The organism is Streptomyces sp. NPDC057136, from assembly GCF_042670885.1.
Classification (GTDB): domain Bacteria; phylum Actinomycetota; class Actinomycetes; order Streptomycetales; family Streptomycetaceae; genus Streptomyces.
Map to the genome: position 1 here is coordinate 38,813 of NZ_JBHUUV010000040.1, position 18,450 is coordinate 57,262.

The following is an 18,450-nucleotide window of genomic DNA, read 5'->3' on the forward strand; positions in this document are numbered from 1 at the left end:
GGTCCCGTCATGCCCCTCTCCGCGTACGACCTCACCGGCCGGTCCGCGTTCGTCACCGGCGCAGCAAGCGGCATCGGCCGGGCCTGCGCCGTCCTCCTCGCCGAAGCGGGAGCCACAGTCCACTGCGCCGACCTCGACGAGAAGGGCCTGCGCGCGACCCATGAGCTGATCAGCGGCTCAGCTGGCACGGCCCACACCCATCTCCTGGATGTGACAGACCGTAGTCAGGTCCGGTCCGCGGTCGCCAAGGCCGGCGAGGTGGACATCCTGGCCGCCATCGCGGGGATCATGCATACGAGCAGCGTCCTCGAGACCGAGGACGAGGATCTCGACCGGGTCCTGGCGGTGAACTTCAAGGGCGTGCTGTACGCCTGCCAGGAAGTGGCCCACAGCCTCATCGCCCGCTCCGCCCCCGGATCACTGATCACCATGGCCTCGGGCGCCATCGACTCCGCGAGCCCCGGTCTCCTCTGCTACAGCACCGCGAAAGCGGCGGTCGTCCAGCTCACCAGGACGCTCGCCACCGAACTCGGCCCGCACTCCATCCGGGTGAACGCCGTCGCCCCCGGCTGGATCCGTACGCCGATGACCGACCGCCACGACACGGCGCAGCAGCACCGGGCGGAAGCCGCGATGGTCCGCATATCCCCACTCGGCCGGGTCGGTGTACCGATGGACGTCGCCCATACGGTCCTGCATCTCGCATCGGACGCTTCGGCCTTCATGACCGGACAGATCCTCCGGCCGAACGGTGGAGTCGCCATGCCCCGGTGAAGCATCACCGTCCCAGGACCCCGGCGCCACCCTCCCCAGGTTCCGCAGACGAAGACCCCGGCCCGGCAGACGGAGATCCCGGCCCCGCAGCCCCGGCCCCAGCCCCCGCAGGCCGGCGCCCCGTACCAGCCGGCCGAGCGGCCGCCGCCACATGGACCGGCAGCAGACTCAGCCCCCAACCGCCCGCCGCCACCGCGCCCTCGATCACCCCGGCGTGTTCCGGCTCCAGCACCAGCCGCAGCACTGCCCACCACCACAGCCCGCCGAGGACGAGCGCCGGCACCCATCGCCGCGTCATGGCTGCCTCCTCCGGCCGACGCTAGTCCGGTACGCCCTCCCGACGGGAGGGCGTACCGGTGTGACACCGGGGCGCACAGCAAGGGCGGACCCGATTCACGCGCCTCCTGGGCAGTTTCCCCCCAGACCGACAGAGCTGCATCCGAACAGCCCCCACACCCGACCACCCCTCCCGCACACCCGCTTACAACCCCTCATACGCAGAAGCCCCGATCCACCCACGAGGGGGCGGACCGGGGCTCCGGTTCACACATGCATGACCGCGCGGATCAGGCGGCGACGACATCCACCGCTTCCGCGGGCGCCTTGATGGTCACCCGGCCCGTCGGCACACCTGCCACCGACGAAACGGAGACGGAATTGAGCATCGGGCGTACCGGTACAGGTACCGGATCACTGGCTGCTGCCGACTCGGCCAGTTCAGCCAGCGACAGCTCATCGCTCACTTCACGCATGAGCTCGGACATCCGTACGTCAAGCGCGTCGCAAATCGCGGAGAGCAGCTCGGAGGATGCCTCCTTCTGCCCCCGCTCCACCTCGGACAGATAACCGAGCGAGACCCGGGCGGACGAGGAGACTTCGCGCAGAGTACGGCCTTGGCGCTGGCGCTGCCGACGCAGCACGTCACCAAGCAGGCGACGGAGCAGAATCATCGGTGGCTCCCTCCTCGGACCGCGTAGCCGCATCCTTCACGCCCCACCGTACCGCCTTGCGCTGCGGCCGTGCGGGGAGCGATGTCGTGTTCACTCAGGGCTGCAAACATCAAATCCCCCCGATCTGTTCCGTATCCTGTGCCCTCGCATTTTCACCGAGTTCTCCGGACAGCAGTTCGAGCACGCTCCGTACGCTCTCTCTACGGATGTCCGCCCGCCCGCCGTTCAACCGCAACGCGGCGACTTTCTCCACGCCCCCGGGCCCGGAAACCGCTACGAAGACCGTGCCGACCGGCCGGCCGTCCTGCTCCTGCGGACCCGCGACCCCGGTCGTCGAGATGCCCCAGTCCGCGCCCAGCACGCGCCGCACCCCGGCAGCCATGCCCAGGGCCACATCGGGATCAACCGCACCGCGCTCGGCCAGAAGGGGCCCGTCGACACCCAGCAGGTCCCTCTTGAGGGCGGTGGCGTACGCCGTGACGGCCCCGCGGAAGGACTGCGAGGCACCTGCCACGGAGGTGATCTCGGCCGCGACCAGACCGCCGGTCAGCGACTCGGCGACGGCAAGAGTCTCGCCGCGCTCCACGAGCCGCCCCAGCACCCGGGCCGCGGCGGTCACCGCTCGGCCTCCGCCGGGCCCCGTGCCTCGGCACCAGTACGGGAAGCGGCCGCGCCGGCGTCCACGCCCTCGGAGCTCCCGGCCCCCTGCACATCAGCCCCCGATACATCGGCCCCCTGCGCATCGGCCCCCGGCGTATCGGCGGCGGACGTGACGGCCTCCAGGGCCGCGACCCGCTCGGCCGCGAGCCCCTTGCGCCGCAGCACCACGGCCTGGCGCACATAGTCGAGACCGGTGAGCACCGTCAGCGCGACGGCGATCATCATCATCCAGAAGCGGAGCGTGGCCAGCGGCCCCGTCATCACCAGGACGTACATGCCCACGGCCGTGCCCTGGGCCAGCGTCTTCATCTTGCCGCCGCGGCTGGCCGGGATCACCGCGTGGCGGATCACCCAGAAGCGCATCAGCGTGATGCCCAGCTCACGGAAAAGGATCACTCCCGTGATCCACCAGGGCAGATCGCCGAGGACCGACAGACAGACCAGTGCCGCACCCATGATCGCCTTGTCGGCGATCGGATCGGCGATCTTCCCGAAGTCGGTGACCAGGTTGTACCGGCGCGCCAGATGACCGTCGAAGAGGTCGGTGATCATCGCGACGGCGAACGCGGCCCAGGCGAAGGAGCGCCAGACCGGGTCGTAGCCGCCGTCGTGGAGCAGCAGCATCACGAAGCCGGGCACGAGCAGCAGCCGCACCATCGTGAGGATGTTGGCGATGTTCCACAGGCTGGCCTGGTTGACGGCCGTAGTGCCCAGCTTGCCGCCGCGGACCGGCTTCGCGCCGGACCCGCCTGCCGCGGATGCCGGGACTCCCGTCATCTGGCCACCTCCGCGAGCTCGTGGTGTTCGGCCACGAGGTCCACTCCCTCGGTGCCTACGACCTTTGCCTCGACCATAAGGCCCGGCACGAGACCCTCGCGTGTGGTGAAGACGACCTGCCCGTCCGTTTCGGGCGCCTGGTGTGCCGCACGGCCCACCGCGACCGGGCCGTCCTCGTCGTCCTCCACGGATTCGACGAGCACCTGAAGGGTCTCACCGATCCGCTCCTCGGCACGCTGCGAGGTCAGCTCCTCGGCCAGCTGCGAGATGTGGGCGAGCCGCTCGGCGATCACGTCGGCGTCCAGCTTGTTCTCGTAGCCGACCGCTTCGGTGCCCTCCTCGTCGGAGTACCCGAAGACGCCGATGGCATCCAGCCGGGCTCCGGTGAGGAAGCGTTCCAGCTCGGCGAGGTCGGCCTCGGTCTCGCCGGGGAAGCCCACGATGAAGTTCGACCGGGCACCCGCCTGCGGCGCCTTGCCGCGGATCGTGTCCAGGAGCTCCAGGAAACGGTCCGTGTCGCCGAAGCGGCGCATGGCCCTCAGCACCTCGGGAGCGGAGTGCTGGAAGGAGAGATCGAAGTACGGGGCGACCTTGGGCGTCGACGTCAGGACGTCGATCAGGCCGGGCCGCATCTCGGCGGGCTGGAGGTAGCTGACCCTGATCCGCTCGATCCCCTCGACCTCCGCGAGCTCCGGCAGGAGGGTCTCCAGGAGCCGGATGTCACCAAGGTCCTTGCCGTACGAGGTGTTGTTCTCGGAGACGAGCATGACCTCCTTGACGCCCTGCTCGGCCAGCCAGCGGGTCTCGCCAAGGACGTCGGAGGGACGCCGGGAGATGAAGGAGCCGCGGAAGGACGGGATGGCGCAGAAGGAACAGCGACGGTCACAGCCGGAGGCGAGCTTCACCGAGGCGACAGGGCTGGTGCCGAGCCGGCGGCGCAGCGGGGCCCGCGGGCCGGAGACCGGAGCGACACCCTCCGGCAGGTCCTCGGGGGCCGCGGCGACCTCCTGCGCGTGACCGGGGAGGGCTACGGAGGCGTCCTGGCGGTCGGCCGGGCTGATCGGCAGCAGCTTGCGCCGGTCACGAGGCGTGTGCGAGGCGTGGATGCCGCCGTTGAGGATGGTCTGGAGCCGGTCGGAGATATCGGCGTAGTCGTCGAATCCCAGCACTCCGTCCGCCTCCGGCAGGGCCTCGGCAAGGTCCTTGCCGTAACGCTCGGCCATACAGCCGACGGCGACCACGGCCTGGGTTCTGCCGTGGTCCTTCAGATCATTGGCTTCGAGGAGGGCATCGACGGAGTCCTTCTTGGCGGCCTCGACGAATCCACAGGTGTTGACGACGGCGACATCCGCGTCGGAGGCGTTCTCGACGAGCTCCCAGCCGTCCGCTGCCAAGCGGCCTGCAAGCTCCTCCGAGTCCACCTCGTTACGGGCGCAGCCGAGAGTGACAAGGGCGACGGTACGGCGTTCGGGCATGGACTCAAGACTACTTTGTCCCGGCACTGGCCCCGCCGTGCAGGGTTACCCCCTTACAGGCAGTAACAAAGACGGTGAGCGCCCGGCAGAACTTGCCGGGCGCTCACCGAGGTGGAACGGGGGGTCGGGGTCAGCCCGCTTCGGGGTCGCCCTTGGTGTACGAGAGCCGCTCGACCTGTCCGGGCTCGAACTGGTCCTGGACCTTCTTGCCGTTCACGAAGAGCTCGATCGCCCCGGCGTCGCCGAGGACGAGGTCGATGCGCTCCTTGTCCTGGAAGGTCTTGGACTGACCCTCGAGCAGCAGCCCGTCGAAGAGCTGCCGCCCGTTGTGGTCCTTGGCGGAGATCCAGCTCTTGCCCTGTACGGCGCTGAGCTTGACCGTCACCTTGTCCCGCGGAGCTGCGGCGATAGCGCTCTCCGAGGGCACGGGCTTGGGATCGGATGGCTTGGTGGTGGTCGGCTTGGGAGTGGTCTTGTCGGCGGTCGAGCCCTCGGCGACCTGAGCCGTTTTCGGGCTTTCGTCCTCGCCGCTGAACAGCGTGAAGCCGACGAAGCCGACCACGACGACGATCGCCGCGACCATGGCCGCGGTCCAATTGGGCCGTCGGGGTTCCGAACGGATGCGTTCGGCCTCGAACAGCGGCGCCGCGGGGGTGGGAACAGGACGGCCGCCGTGCTCGTCGTCGTACTGAGCGACAAGCGGGTCCGGATCGAGACCGACGGCACGGGCGAGCGTACGGATGTGACCGCGCGCGTAGACGTCGCCGCCGCAGCGCGAGAAGTCGTCCTCCTCGATCGCGTGCACGATGGGGATGCGCACCCGGGTGGAGCTGCTGACTTCCTCGACCGTCAGACCTGCGGCGATACGAGTCTGCTGGAGCACGCGACCGATCGAAGGCCGGTCGTCTTCGGGGGAGTTGCCGATGGACACGGGGGCGCCTTTCGAGCGTGAGCCACCTGCTGGATGTTCAGTCTAGGGGGGGTACGAAAGGGTGGGGCAACCGGGAGGGACGACTTTGTACGCCATCGGGTTTGCCGGACAGCCCTGCCGACAGGGCGGGGAGCGGAACATCCTTCCGTCCTTCCCCTCGACTTGACATACGACCGGGCGAAACGGTTGCCCACAAAGCCTCTACGAAGCGGTTTCCCCCCGAATGATGGCCAACACCCCGTCGAGCTCGTCCGGTTTCACGAGCACGTCTCGGGCCTTCGAACCTTCGCTCGGCCCGACGATGCTGCGCGACTCCATCAGGTCCATCAGCCGGCCCGCCTTGGCGAAGCCGACCCGCAGCTTGCGCTGGAGCATCGAGGTCGACCCGAACTGAGTGGAGACGACGAGCTCGGCGGCCTGGCAGAGCAGATCCAGGTCGTCGCCGATGTCCTCGTCGATCTCCTTCTTCTGCTTGGTGCCGACGACCACGTCCTCACGGAAGACCGGTGCCATCTGGTCCTTGCAGTGCTGGACGACTGCGGCGACCTCGGCCTCGGTGACGAACGCTCCCTGCATACGGGTGGGCTTGTTCGCCCCCATCGGCAGGAACAGTCCGTCACCCTTTCCGATGAGCTTTTCGGCGCCGGGCTGATCGAGGATGACGCGGCTGTCGGCGAGCGAGGAGGTCGCGAAGGCCAGGCGGGACGGCACATTGGCCTTGATCAGACCGGTCACGACATCGACCGAGGGGCGCTGCGTGGCGAGCACCAGGTGGATTCCGGCGGCGCGGGCGAGCTGGGTGATGCGGACGATGGAATCCTCCACGTCACGCGGCGCGACCATCATCAGGTCGGCGAGCTCGTCGACGATGACCAGCAGATACGGGTACGGCGACAGCTCACGCTCACTGCCTTCGGGCGCCTTCGCCTTACCGTTGCGCACGGCGTGGTTGAAGTCGTCGATGTGCCGGTATCCGTACGCCGCGAGGTCGTCGTAGCGCAGATCCATCTCCCGTACGACCCACTGAAGCGCCTCGGCGGCCTTCTTCGGGTTGGTGATGATGGGGGTGATCAGATGAGGAATGCCCTCGTACGCGGTCAGCTCGACCCGCTTCGGGTCGACCAGCACCATGCGGACGTCGTCCGGGGTCGCCCGCACCATGACCGAGGTGATCAGACAGTTGATGCAGGACGACTTGCCCGATCCGGTCGCGCCCGCGACCAGGACGTGCGGCATCTTCGCGAGGTTGGCCATCTCGTAGCCGCCCTCGACGTTCTTGCCGAGTGCGACCAGCATCGGGTGGTCGTCCTCCGCCGCGTCCGCGAGACGCAGGACGTCGCCGAGGTTGACCATCTCGCGGTCGGTGTTGGGAATCTCGATGCCGACGGCGGACTTGCCCGGGATCGGCGAGATGATCCGGACGTCCGGGCTGGCCACGGCGTACGCGATGTTCTTGGTGAGGGCGGTGATCCGCTCGACCTTGACGGCCGGGCCGAGCTCCACCTCGTACCGCGTGACCGTCGGGCCACGGGTGAACCCCGTGACGGCCGCGTCGACCTTGAACTCCGTGAACACATTCGTCAGCGAGGCCACGACCACGTCGTTGGCGGCGCTGCGCGTCTTGCCGGGCCCACCGCGCTCCAGCAGGTCGAGCGAGGGCAGCGAGTACGTGATGTCGCCGGACAGCTGAAGCTGCTCGGCACGGGCGGGCAGCGGCTGGGAATGCTCGGGGGCCGGCTTCGTCAGATCGGGTACGCCGCCGGACGGCGATGCCACCTTCTCGCCGGCCCTGGGCCTCTCCGCCTCGCGGGCCCCGGGCACCGGCGTACCGGACGACCGCTCGCGGCCGCGTTCACGGTCGACGGAGACGCCCTGCGTCAGGTCGGCGACGATCGGCGAGGGCGGCATGCCGTTGAGGACCGCACCGTCGAGCGCCGCCGCGGCGGCTGCCGCGACGTCCACGGCGTCCAGGGTGCGGTTCATGGCGGGCTGCACGGACGGCCTGCGCGGCCTGCGTCGCCTGGAGAGCGCCGCCGACTCGGCGTGATCGGGGTCGTAGTCGGCATCCGCCTCGGAGCGGCGTGCGGTACGGCGCGACCGCTCGGGCAGCGCTTCGCGCCACTGCTCGTCGTACCGGTCGTCGTCGCTCTCGCCCTCCGCGCCCGGCTCGTACGCCGGTTCGACGATACCGAGCTTCACGCCGAGCAGACGCAGCCGCTGCGGAATGGCGTTGACCGGGGTCGCGGTGACGACCAGCAGCCCGAAGACGGTCAGGAGCAGGAGCAGCGGTACGGCGAGCACGTCGCCCATGGTGAAGATGAGCGGCTTGGACGCGGCCCAGCCGATCAGCCCGCCCGCGTCCTGCATCGCTTCCGTACCGTCCTCGCGGCCGGGTGACCCGCACGCGATGTGGACCTGTCCGAGCACCCCGAGCACGAGGGCGGACAGACCGATGACGATGCGGCCGTTGGCCTCGGGCTTCTCGGGATGGAGGATCAGCCGTACCGCGACGGCGCCCAGCAGTATCGGTACGAGCAGATCGAGTCGGCCGAACGCCCCGGTCACCAGCATCTCGACGAGATCGCCGACGGGCCCGCGCAGATTCGACCAGGTGCCGGCGGCCACGATCAGCGCGAGGCCGAGCAGCAGCAGGGCAAGCCCGTCCTTGCGGTGGGCGGGGTCGAGTCCCTTCGCACCACGCCCTATGGACCGGAACATCGCTCCGACGCCGTGCGCAAGCCCGAGCCAGATCGCGCGAACGAGCCGGTAGATGCCCCCTGTCGGGGACGGCGCGGGCTTGGGCGCGGCCTTTTTGGCAGGCGCTTTCCTGGGCGGCGCGGTCTTCTTCGCGCCGGACTTCTTGACGGGCGCGGCTTTTTTCGCCGGCCCCTGGGTACGGCCGACGCGCTTCGCGGTGCCCGCCGTGCCCTGGGAACCCTTGCCGGACGTACGTGAGGCCATGGGCCCGAGGTTACCGGTGCCGACGCAAGTGGATACGTGTGCCTACTGCTTCACCCGACCGTGTCGCCGTACAGGGGACGGAAACTGACGTGTGTTCATGCCGTACGGGAGCCGGGCGGCCCCGTACCGCACGGATGGGACCCGGGAGGCCGCGGTGTCAGCCCTGCGAGGGCAGTACGGCCGTGGAGCCGCCGGTGCCCGGTTCCAGCGCGTCCAGCGCACGGCGGAGCCCGGTGAGCTTGCGTTCGAGATGGGCCGCGGTCGCCACGGCCGCCGCGTCCGCCGACTCGTCGTCGAGCTGCTTGGAGAGCGCTTCCGCCTGCTCCTCGACCGCCGCGAGCCGCGCCGAGAGTTCGGCCAGCAGACCGGTCGGCTCCTTCTCGTGATCCGCGCCCACGCGACCGCTGCCCTCGAGCTGGAGCCGCAGGAGCGCGGCCTGCTCGCGCAGCTGGCAGTTCTTCATGTACAGCTCGACGAAGACCGAGACCTTGGCGCGCAGCACCCAGGGGTCGAACGGCTTCGAGATGTAGTCCACCGCACCCGCCGCATAACCCCTGAAGGTGTGATGCGGCCCGTGGTTGATCGCGGTGAGGAAGATGATCGGGATGTCGCGGGTCCGCTCCCGCCGCTTGATGTGCGCGGCGGTTTCGAAGCCGTCCATGCCCGGCATCTGGACGTCCAGCAGAATGACCGCGAAGTCGTCCGTGAGCAGCGCTTTGAGCGCTTCCTCCCCTGACGATGCCCGTACCAGTGTCTGATCGAGCGCAGAGAGGATGGCCTCCAGCGCCAGCAGATTCTCCGGCCGGTCATCGACCAGGAGGATCTTGGCCTTCTGCACCATGGCCCGTCCTCCTCGCCCCGGAATCGCACCGGGTGCCGCCCCAGGGGACGACTCCCTTACGCCGTCCGACCTTGTGCCGGTCATGGTAGCCGCACCCCGCCCGTCACCACACCCTGTCACCGCGATGTCACTGTGCACGAACCGAAAACGCGGTGGGAGACCAGAAGGTTCCCCGGATACCCCGTACTCACACCCGTTCAGACAGAGTCGATCAGCAACTCATCGTGATTCTTTCATTGGCCATCACTCTCCGCGCATCCACTGCTCCATGACAGACAACAAGTGATCAGGATCGACCGGCTTGGTGACATAGTCGGAAGCACCGCAGTCGATCGCCTTCTCCCTGTCACCCTTCATCGCCTTCGCGGTGAGCGCGACAATCGGCAGCCCGGCGAACTGCGGCATCCTGCGGATCGCCGTCGTCGTCGCGTAACCGTCCATCTCGGGCATCATGATGTCCATCAGTACGACCGTCACATCGTCGTGCTGCTCCAGGACTTCGATGCCCTCCCGGCCGTTCTCCGCGTACAGCACCGACAGACCATGCTGTTCCAGCACGCTGGTGAGCGCGAAGACGTTACGGATGTCGTCGTCGACGATCAGTACCTTCTCGCCATGGAACCGGAACGTCCGTCGCGACTCCTGCTCCTCCTGCCCCGCCGGCGCTTCCTGCACCCACTCCTCGTGCGCGGCGCTCTGCCGGCCGGCCGGCAGAGCGGTCTGCCGAGCAGAACCGCCCAGGGCCTTGCGCCGACGCCGGAACATCCCGGCGGTACCGGCCGGATCACCCAGCGGCAGTTCCGCCCCGATCGTGTGGCCGGCCGGAGCCTCCGGACGCAGACCGCTCTCGACCGCGTTGCCGTGCGCCTCGATGGGGCCGGGCCCCATCTGCGGGTAACCCTGCGGTGGCAGTTCGCTCGCGTGCAGCGGCAGATAGAGCGTGAAGGTCGAACCACGACCCGGCTCGCTCGCCGCATGGATCTCACCGCCCAGCAGCCGGGCGATCTCCCGGCTGATGGACAGGCCGAGGCCCGTACCGCCGTACTTGCGGCTGGTCGTCCCGTCCGCCTGCTTGAACGCCTCGAAGATCACCAGCATCTTGCTGGACGCGATCCCGATACCGGTGTCGGTGACCGAGAACGCGATGAGATCGGCGTCCGCGTCCCGCAGCGAACCCGCCTCCAGCAGATGCTCCCGGATGGAGTTGGGCACATCGGCGCCGGCCGGCCTGATCACCAGCTCGACGGCCCCGCTGTCGGTGAACTTCACCGCGTTGGACAGGAGATTGCGCAGCACCTGGAGAAGCCGCTGCTCGTCCGTGTGCAGCGTGGCCGGAAGCTCCGGCGACACCCGTACGGAGAAGTCGAGCCCCTTCTCCGCGGTGAGCGGCCGGAACGTCGCCTCGACGTAGTCGACCAGCTGGACCAGGGCGATCCGGGTCGGACTGACATCCATCTTGCCCGCCTCGACCTTCGAGAGATCGAGGATGTCGTTGATCAGCTGGAGCAGATCGGAACCGGCCCCGTGAATCGTCTCGGCGAACTCGACCTGCTTCGGCGAGAGGTTGCCCTCGGCGTTGTCCGCGAGCAGTTTGGCCAGGATGAGCAGCGAGTTGAGGGGCGTGCGCAGCTCGTGCGACATGTTCGCCAGGAACTCGGATTTGTAGCGCATGGAGACCGCGAGCTGTTCCGCGCGCTCCTCCAGCACCTGCCGGGCCTCCTCGATCTCGGTGTTCTTCACCTCGATGTCACGATTCTGCTGGGCCAGCAGCTCGGCCTTCTCCTCCAGTTCGGCGTTGGACGCCTGGAGAGCCTTCTGCCGGTTCTCCAACTCCTGCGACCGGTCCCGGAGTTGCTCGGTCAGCTCCTGAGACTGCTCAAGAAGCTTCTCCGTCTTGGTGTTGACGCTGATGGTGTTGACGCTCGTCGCGATCATCTCGGCGAGCTGATTGAGGAAGTCCCGCTGAATGTGCGTGAACGGCTGGAACGAGGCCAGCTCGATCACACCGAGGACCTTCCCCTCGAAGAGCACCGGCAGCACGATCACATGCGCGGGCGGCGCCTCACCGAGACCGGAGGAGATCTTCAGATAACCCGGCGGCACGTTGTCCACCTGGATCGTCCGCTTCTCCTCAGCCGCCGTCCCGATGAGCGTCTCGCCGGGCCGGAACGACGTCGGCATCGAACCCGCCGAGTAGCCGTAACTGCCGCGCATGCGCAGCACGTACAAGCTCTCCCTGCCGCCGTCCGCACCCACCTCATCGGTGTCACCGGGCGTCATGGCCAGGAAGAACGCACCGTGCTGGGCCGAGACCACCGGAGTCAGCTCGCTCATGATCAGCGACGCCACGTCGTCCAGATCGCGGCGGCCCTGCATCAGACCGGAGATCCGGGCGAGGTTGCCCTTGAGCCAGTCCTGCTCCTTATTGGCCAGCGTGGTGTCGCGCAGGTTCGCGATCATGGTGTTGATGTTGTCCTGCAGCACCTGGATCTCGCCGGCCGCGTCCACGTCGATCTTGAGATTGAGATCGCCACGGGTCACCGCGGTGGCGACGGCCGCGATGGCCCGCACCTGCCGGGTGAGGTTCCCTGCCATCTCGTTCACCGACTCGGTGAGGTCGCGCCAGGTGCCGTCCACGTCCCGGACCCGGGCCTGGCCGCCCAACTGCCCCTCGGTACCCACTTCGCGGGCCACCCGGGTCACCTGCTCGGCGAACGACGACAGCTGGTCCACCATCGTGTTGATGGTGTTCTTCAGTTCCTGGATCTCACCACGCGCATCGATGTCGATCTTCTTGGTGAGATCACCCTTGGCGATGGCCGTGGTGACGGTCGCGATCTGCCGCACCTGACCGGTCAGGTTGGACGCCATCGAGTTCACCGACTCGGTGAGGTCCTTCCACGTACCGGAGACGCCCGGGACGCGTGCCTGGCCGCCCAGCTCGCCCTCCGTACCCACCTCACGCGCCACACGCGTCACCTCGTCGGCGAACGAGGACAGCGTCGTCACCATCGTATTGACGGTGTCCGCGAGCTCGGCGACCTCGCCGCGCGCCTCGACCGTCACCTTCTTCGTCAGATCGCCGTTGGCGACGGCGGACGAGACCCGCGAGATGTTGCGCACCTGGCTGGTCAGATTGTTGGCCATCAGGTTGACGTTGTCGCTGAGGTCCTTCCAGATGCCCGTCGCGCCACGCACCCGGGCCTGACCGCCGAGAATGCCCTCGGTACCCACCTCACGGGCGACCCTGGTCACCTCGTCCGCGAAGTTCAGCAGCTGGTCGACCATCGTGTTGACGGTCGTCACCAGTTCGAGGATCTCGCCCTTGGCATCGACGGTGATCTTCTTGGAGAGATCGCCCTTGGCGACCGCCGTGGTCACCTCGGCGATGTTGCGGACCTGCATGGTCAGGTTGTTCGCCATGCCGTTGACGGACTGGGTGAGGTCCTTCCACGTACCGGACACACCCTGCACCTCGGCCTGACCGCCCAGGATGCCTTCCGTACCCACCTCACGGGCGACCCGGGTCACCTGCTCGGCGAAGTTGGACAGCTGGTCCACCATCGTGTTGAGGGTGTTCTTCAGCTCCAGGATCTCGCCCCGGGCATCCACATCGATCTTCTGCGACAGATCACCCCGAGCCACCGCCGTGGCGACCTGGGCGATGTTACGGACCTGAGCGGTGAGGTTCCCCGCCATGCCGTTCACCGAATCGGTCAGATCACGCCACACGCCTGCCACACCGGGCACCTGCGCCTGCCCGCCGAGCCGCCCGTCCGTGCCCACCTCACGGGCCACCCGGGTCACCTGCTCCGCGAAGGCGGAGAGCTGGTCCACCATCGTGTTGATGGTGTTCTTCAGCTCCAGGATCTCGCCCCGGGCATCCACATCGATCTTCTGCGACAGATCACCCCGAGCCACCGCCGTGGTCACCTGCGCGATCTGACGCACCTGGGAGGTCAGGTTCCCCGCCATGAAGTTGACGGAGTCGGTGAGCTCCTTCCACGTACCGGAGACACCGTCGACCCGCGCCTGCCCGCCGAGGCGGCCCTCCGTACCCACGTCCCGCGCCATCCGGGTCACCTGGTCGGCGAAGGACGACAGCTGCGCCACCATCGTGTTGACGGTGTTCTTCAGCTCCAGCATCTCGCCGGCCACATCGACCGTGACCTTCTGCGACAGATCACCGTTGGCGACCGCTGTGGTCACCTGCGCGATGTCCCGCACCTGACCCGTCAGGTTCCGGAACGCCGTGTTCACCGAGTCCGTGAGGTCCTTCCACGTCCCCGCCGCACCCGGCACCTCGGCCTGCCCGCCGAGGCGGCCCTCGACGCCGACCTCCCGGGCCACCCGGGTCACCTCAGAACCGAAGGACTGGAGCTGGTCCACCATCGTGTTGACGGTGTTCTTCAGCTCCAGCATCTCGCCGGCCACATCGACCGTGACCTTCTGCGTCATATCACCGCTGGCCACCGCTGTGGTCACCTGCGCGATGTCCCGCACCTGGGTCGTCAGATTCCGGAAGACCGTGTTCACCGAGTCGGTGAGGTCCTTCCAGGTCCCCGCCGCACCCGGCACCTGGGCCTGCCCACCGAGCAGACCCTCGCCACCGACCTCACTCGCGACCCGTGTGACCTCGTCCGCGAAGGTCCGCAGCGTCTCGGTCATCTGGTTGATGGTCTCGGCCAGCTGCGCGACCTCGCCGCGCGCGCTCACCGTGACCTTCTGGGACAGGTCACCATTGGCGACCGCCGTCGTCACCTCGGCGATACCACGCACCTGGGAGGTCAGGTTCCCGGCCATCGTGTTGACGGAGTCGGTGAGGTCCTTCCACACCCCGGCCACACCCGGCACCGTGGCCTGACCGCCCAGCTCGCCCTCCGTACCCACCTCACGCGCGACCCGGGTCACCTCGGAGGAGAACGACGACAGCTGGTCCACCATCGTGTTGACGGTGTTCTTCAGCTGAAGCATCTCGCCGGCCACATGAACGGTGACCTTGCGCGACAGATCGCCCTTGGCCACCGCCGTCGTCACGAGAGCGATGTCACGCACCTGCGCGGTCAGCCGGTACGCCATGGTGTTCACGGAATCCGTGAGGTCTTTCCATGAACCGGACATACCGCGCACCTGGGCCTGTCCGCCCAGCTTGCCCTCGGTACCCACCTCGACCGCGACCCGCGTCACCTGCTCGGTGAACGCCGACAGCTGGTCGACCAGGTTGTTGACCGTGCGCGCGACCTTCAGGAACTCACCGCGCAGCGGCCGTACCGTCTCGTCGGCCGTGTGCGACCGCAGCTCCATACGCTGCTCGAGATCACCGTCGGCGACCGCCGACAGCACCCGCCCGACCTCCGAGACCGGCCGTGCCAGATCGTCCACGAGCTCGTTGGACGCATCGATGGCAGCCGCCCAGGACCCCTCGCAGGCCCCGGTCTCCAGACGCTCGGTGAGCTTTCCTTCACGTCCCACCACACGACGTACACGTGCCAGCTCGCCGGTGAGATGAAGATTCCGGTCCGCGACCTCGTTGAAGACCGCCGCGATCTCGGTCAGCACACCGTCGCCGGAGACGGTCAGCCGCCTGCGGAAGTTGCCGTCCCGCATCGCCACGAGGGCCGCGAGCAGTCTGTTCAGAGCTGCCGCGTCCACATCGATGGTGCCATTGCGCTGTTTTTTCACGGACTGTCCGCCTTTTGTGCGCGTGCCTGAACCCCGCGCCGCCACGCCAGACTCCACCGTGTCCCTCCCGCAGGGGTTGACCGTATCGCTCGGGCCTATCCGGAAGCTTGCCCAGTTCTTCTTTGGCTCACCGCCACAGGACACCGTCGACGGGTGACCATGCGGACGTCAAATCGTTGAAACGTACCAGGCCACAGCCGGCCGGGGTGGAAGCTCCGGCGGTTACCCCCCATCCTCCCTCCTGAAGGCCACAGTTGTGCGCCCGCGCACGACTACCAGACCTCCTCCGTACCGAAGTCGGCCCTCGTGTACCCGGGACGGTGAACGAGCGTCTAGCCTGGCTAGGCGAATCGAAGCGGCAAGAATCGGGCACAGGACTCGGGGAAGCGACGAGACACCATATGGGGAGTGCTGTGATCACCGCGCGCGCGGCCGCCACCTTCGAGCCGGTCGGGCGCTCGGTCGCGACCGCCCGCGCCTTTGTCCGTGACACGCTCCAGGGGTGGGGATACACCGACGTCGTCGACGACGCCGTCGTCCTCACCAGCGAACTTGTCACCAACGCCGTCGTACACGCGGGGACCGCGGCGGACGTCCTGTGTCTGCGCACGGAGGACGGCGTACGTATCGAGGTCTCCGACCACTACCCCGAGCGGGAGATCCCGCTCCAGGGCTCCGGCATGGACACCAGCCCGGAGCGCGAGAGCGGTCGCGGCCTGCTGCTCTGCGCCGCACTGGCTTCCCGCTGGGGCGTCGAGTACACGCCCACGCACAAACACGCCTGGTTCCAACTCGATCTGCCCGAACGCCCCGTCGGCATCCGCTCCGCGGGCCCCCTCCTGCCCACGGCCCTGCTTCCCGTCACCGATGAACGGGTACGCGTGGCCGTCGTCCAGATCGACAGCACCGGCGCCGTCACCGCGTGGAACGACGACGCCGCCTTCCTCTTCGGATACCCCGCCGACCAGGTCACCGGCAAGCAGCTCACCGACTTCGCGGCCTGGCCGCAGACCCCCGGCACCAGCACCGGCATCGCCGACGCACTCCAGCTGTCCCGCTGGGAGGGCAGCTACGGATTCCGCGGCGCCGACGGCCGCGTCATCCCTGTCTACGCCTCGCACCTGCGGGTCCGCGACACCCAGGGCGAACCGTCGACGGTCTGCCTCCTCGTCCGCGACTACGAGCGTGCCGTGCTCCAGTCCCCCGTACGCACACCGGTGACCGACACGGGCACGGAGAACCGGGCCACGGACCCGTTCGAGGTCTTCATCGGCTCCCCCGCCCCCGACGACCTCGACGGGCTGCTCCAGCGCACGGTGGAGCGGGCGCGCGACATGCTCGACGCCGACTCGGCGTTCCTGCTGCTCGCCACCGACGACGAGACCGAACTCGAGGTACGGGCCACGACCGGCCTCCCCTCGGCCCGCCAGCGCTTCGCCCGGGTTCCCGTCGAGGCCGGCACCGGACGGTACGGCTCCGCCAGAATGCCCGCGGTCCACGAAGACCTCAACGCAGTGCCCGGCGCCGTCCCGCTGCTCAGCGACACAGGCATGCGGTCCGTCGTCACGGTGCCGCTCAAGGTCGAGGGACGCCTCACCGGCTCCCTCGGCGTCGCCGCCGAGGCGCCCGGCCGCTACTCCAACGAGGAGGCCCTGCGCCTCCAGTTCGCCGCCGACCGCATCGCCCTGGCCGTCGAGTCCGCCCGCCTCGGCGAGCTGGAACGGCTGCGCCGCGGTTCCCTGTCCTTCCTCGTCGAGGCGTCCGACCTGCTCGCAGGCACCCTCGACCGGGACCAGACGCTGGCACTGATGGCCCAGATGACGGTCCCCACCCTGGCCACCTGGTGCGCCGTCTACACGATCGCGGACCAGTCCTCGGAGCCGTACCTCTCGTACGTCCTCCACGAGGACGAGGAGCGCATCGACGGCCTCAAGGCCCTGCTCTCCAAGATCGCCCCTCCGGACCCGGTACCGGCCCCCGGAGCACGCGTCTGGACCGCCCCGTCGGAGGCCGCTCACCAGGCGGCCCTCCACACATCCATGCGCAGCCTGGACCGCGACGCCCCCCTGAGCATGGGAATGGCGACGCGCACCATCCTGGCAACGGCCTCCGCGGTGGGTGGCGAGACGGTGGTACTCCCCCTGGTCGCCCGCAACCGCGTCATCGGCATGCTCACGCTGGGCAAGCCCTCGGACGACCATTTCCGCCAGGAGATCCTGGAACTGGCCGAGGACCTCTCCCGCCGGGCCGCACTGGCCCTCGACAACGCCCGCCTCTACTCGGAGCGCATGGCGATCAGTCAGTCGCTCCAGCGCAGCCTGCTGCCCCCGGGCCTGCCCGATGTACCGAACGTCGAGATCGAGGTCATCTACCGCGCCGCCGGCGAGGGCAACGAGGTCGGGGGCGACTTCTACGACGTCTTCCCGATCCATGACGGCGCCTACGGCTTCGCCATCGGTGACGTCTGCGGTACGGGCCCCGAGGCCGCAGCGGTCACGGGCCTCGCCCGGCACGCCCTGCGCCTGCTGGCACGTGAGGGCTTCACCGGCCCCGCGGTCCTGGAGCGCCTGAACGCGGCCATCCTGGACGAGGGCACCCGCAGCCGCTTCCTGACCCTCCTGTACGGGGAGCTGTGGCCCCAGGAGGACGGCAGCGCGCTCCTGAAGGTGGTGTGCGCGGGTCACCCCCTGCCGCTGCGTCTGCGGCAGGACGGTTCGGTCGTCGCAGCCGCGGAACCTCAGCCCCTGCTCGGCGTCATCGAGGACCTGGAGCTGTACGAGCAGGAGATCACCCTCGACCCGGGCGACGTCCTGCTGTGCGTCACCGACGGCGTGACCGAACGCCGCGAGGGCGCGCGCATGCTCGGTGACGACGGCCTGGCCGACGTCCTGGCCACGTGTACGGGCCTCACGGCCGGCGCGGTGGCCGCACGCATTCTGCGGGCGGTCGAGCGCTTCGCCGCCGAGCCGGCATCCGACGACATGGCCATCCTCGCCATGAGGGTGCCCGAGCCACACACCGTATAGATATCAAAAAAGGCCCCCGCCAATGGCGGGGGCCTTTTTCATTACTGAGCCCCAATGCGGAATCGAACCGCAGACCTTCTCCTTACCATGGAGACGCTCTACCGACTGAGCTATTGGGGCCTTGCTGCCCTGCGGCAACGAGCTAAAGCATACCCTGAGTTCGAGGGTACGCAAAACCCGTCGATCACCGTGCCGGAGCGCCGGCCGCGGCACAGGGCACAGGACGCGGGACCGTCGGTCAACAGCCCCGCAGGACATCCACACGCATAGTGTCCGTAAACGCAGAAAAGCCCCGTACCTTGCGGTACGGGGCTTTCCCGGAATAATTGTTCGGCGGCGTCCTACTCTCCCACAGGGTCCCCCCTGCAGTACC

General features: G+C 68.4%; 11 protein-coding genes and 1 tRNA gene. 2 read left to right on the forward strand and 10 right to left on the reverse strand.

Annotation, left to right across the window (positions count from 1 at the left end; all coding sequences use genetic code 11):
- Positions 1-9 precede the first annotated feature (9 nt).
- Positions 10-774: an SDR family NAD(P)-dependent oxidoreductase gene (locus ACFT7S_RS32765; protein ID WP_382738152.1), complete on the forward strand. Its 765-nt coding sequence runs from the start codon at positions 10-12 to the stop codon at positions 772-774.
- Between the two features lie 4 nt (positions 775-778).
- Here the strand turns inward: ACFT7S_RS32765 and ACFT7S_RS32770 are convergent, their stop codons facing one another.
- The 9 genes from ACFT7S_RS32770 to ACFT7S_RS32810 all read right to left on the reverse strand — a co-directional run bounded on the left by ACFT7S_RS32770 (position 779) and on the right by ACFT7S_RS32810 (position 15,051).
- Positions 779-1,072 carry a hypothetical protein gene (locus ACFT7S_RS32770; RefSeq protein WP_382738155.1) on the reverse strand — a complete coding sequence of 98 codons (294 nt, stop codon included), beginning with the start codon at positions 1,070-1,072 and terminating at the stop codon, positions 779-781.
- A 268-nt stretch (positions 1,073-1,340) separates the two neighbouring features.
- Positions 1,341-1,724, reverse strand: a complete 384-nt coding sequence (locus tag ACFT7S_RS32775; protein WP_069169097.1) for a helix-turn-helix domain-containing protein — start codon at positions 1,722-1,724, stop codon at positions 1,341-1,343.
- A 109-nt stretch (positions 1,725-1,833) separates the two neighbouring features.
- The gene (locus tag ACFT7S_RS32780; protein ID WP_382738159.1) at positions 1,834-2,343 is read right to left on the reverse strand and encodes a CinA family protein; all 510 of its coding nucleotides are present in this window, start codon (positions 2,341-2,343) and stop codon (positions 1,834-1,836) included.
- Positions 2,340-3,161, reverse strand: coding sequence for a CDP-diacylglycerol--glycerol-3-phosphate 3-phosphatidyltransferase (pgsA, locus tag ACFT7S_RS32785; RefSeq protein WP_382738162.1), 822 nt, complete (start codon positions 3,159-3,161; stop codon positions 2,340-2,342). Before pgsA ends, ACFT7S_RS32780 begins: the two co-directional genes overlap by 4 nt.
- Complete coding sequence (gene rimO / locus ACFT7S_RS32790) at positions 3,158-4,636, reverse strand: 30S ribosomal protein S12 methylthiotransferase RimO (protein ID WP_382738165.1); 1,479 nt, start codon at positions 4,634-4,636, stop codon at positions 3,158-3,160. Before rimO ends, pgsA begins: the two co-directional genes overlap by 4 nt.
- A gap of 130 nt (positions 4,637-4,766) precedes the next feature.
- On the reverse strand, positions 4,767-5,567 hold the full coding sequence (locus ACFT7S_RS32795; protein ID WP_382738168.1) for a helix-turn-helix domain-containing protein: 801 nt from the start codon (positions 5,565-5,567) through the stop codon (positions 4,767-4,769).
- A gap of 201 nt (positions 5,568-5,768) precedes the next feature.
- Positions 5,769-8,528 carry a DNA translocase FtsK gene (locus ACFT7S_RS32800; protein WP_382738171.1) on the reverse strand — a complete coding sequence of 920 codons (2,760 nt, stop codon included), beginning with the start codon at positions 8,526-8,528 and terminating at the stop codon, positions 5,769-5,771.
- 157 nt (positions 8,529-8,685) lie between these two features.
- Positions 8,686-9,369, reverse strand: a complete 684-nt coding sequence (locus ACFT7S_RS32805) for a two-component system response regulator (protein ID WP_382738174.1) — start codon at positions 9,367-9,369, stop codon at positions 8,686-8,688.
- Positions 9,370-9,612: 243 nt separating this feature from the next.
- Complete coding sequence (locus ACFT7S_RS32810; protein ID WP_382738177.1) at positions 9,613-15,051, reverse strand: HAMP domain-containing protein; 5,439 nt, start codon at positions 15,049-15,051, stop codon at positions 9,613-9,615.
- 401 nt (positions 15,052-15,452) lie between these two features.
- On the opposite strand from ACFT7S_RS32810, the gene ACFT7S_RS32815 reads away from it, so the two are divergent.
- Positions 15,453-18,077: a SpoIIE family protein phosphatase gene (locus ACFT7S_RS32815; RefSeq protein ID WP_382738180.1), complete on the forward strand. Its 2,625-nt coding sequence runs from the start codon at positions 15,453-15,455 to the stop codon at positions 18,075-18,077.
- 47 nt (positions 18,078-18,124) lie between these two features.
- Here the strand turns inward: ACFT7S_RS32815 and ACFT7S_RS32820 are convergent.
- Positions 18,125-18,197, reverse strand: a tRNA-Thr gene (locus ACFT7S_RS32820).
- Positions 18,198-18,450 lie beyond the last annotated feature (253 nt).

Excerpts from the sequence above, each read along its gene's own strand:
- ACFT7S_RS32765 (WP_382738152.1), top strand. The coding sequence starts at position 10 with ATGCCCCTCTCCGCGTACGACCTCACCGGCCGGTCCGCGTTCGTCACC.
- ACFT7S_RS32770 (WP_382738155.1), bottom strand. The coding sequence starts at position 1,072 with ATGACGCGGCGATGGGTGCCGGCGCTCGTCCTCGGCGGGCTGTGGTGG.
- ACFT7S_RS32775 (WP_069169097.1), bottom strand. The coding sequence starts at position 1,724 with ATGATTCTGCTCCGTCGCCTGCTTGGTGACGTGCTGCGTCGGCAGCGC.
- pgsA (WP_382738162.1), bottom strand. The coding sequence starts at position 3,161 with ATGACGGGAGTCCCGGCATCCGCGGCAGGCGGGTCCGGCGCGAAGCCG.
- rimO (WP_382738165.1), bottom strand. The coding sequence starts at position 4,636 with ATGCCCGAACGCCGTACCGTCGCCCTTGTCACTCTCGGCTGCGCCCGT.
- ACFT7S_RS32800 (WP_382738171.1), bottom strand. The coding sequence starts at position 8,528 with ATGGCCTCACGTACGTCCGGCAAGGGTTCCCAGGGCACGGCGGGCACC.
- ACFT7S_RS32805 (WP_382738174.1), bottom strand. The coding sequence starts at position 9,369 with ATGGTGCAGAAGGCCAAGATCCTCCTGGTCGATGACCGGCCGGAGAAT.
- ACFT7S_RS32815 (WP_382738180.1), top strand. The coding sequence starts at position 15,453 with ATGGGGAGTGCTGTGATCACCGCGCGCGCGGCCGCCACCTTCGAGCCG.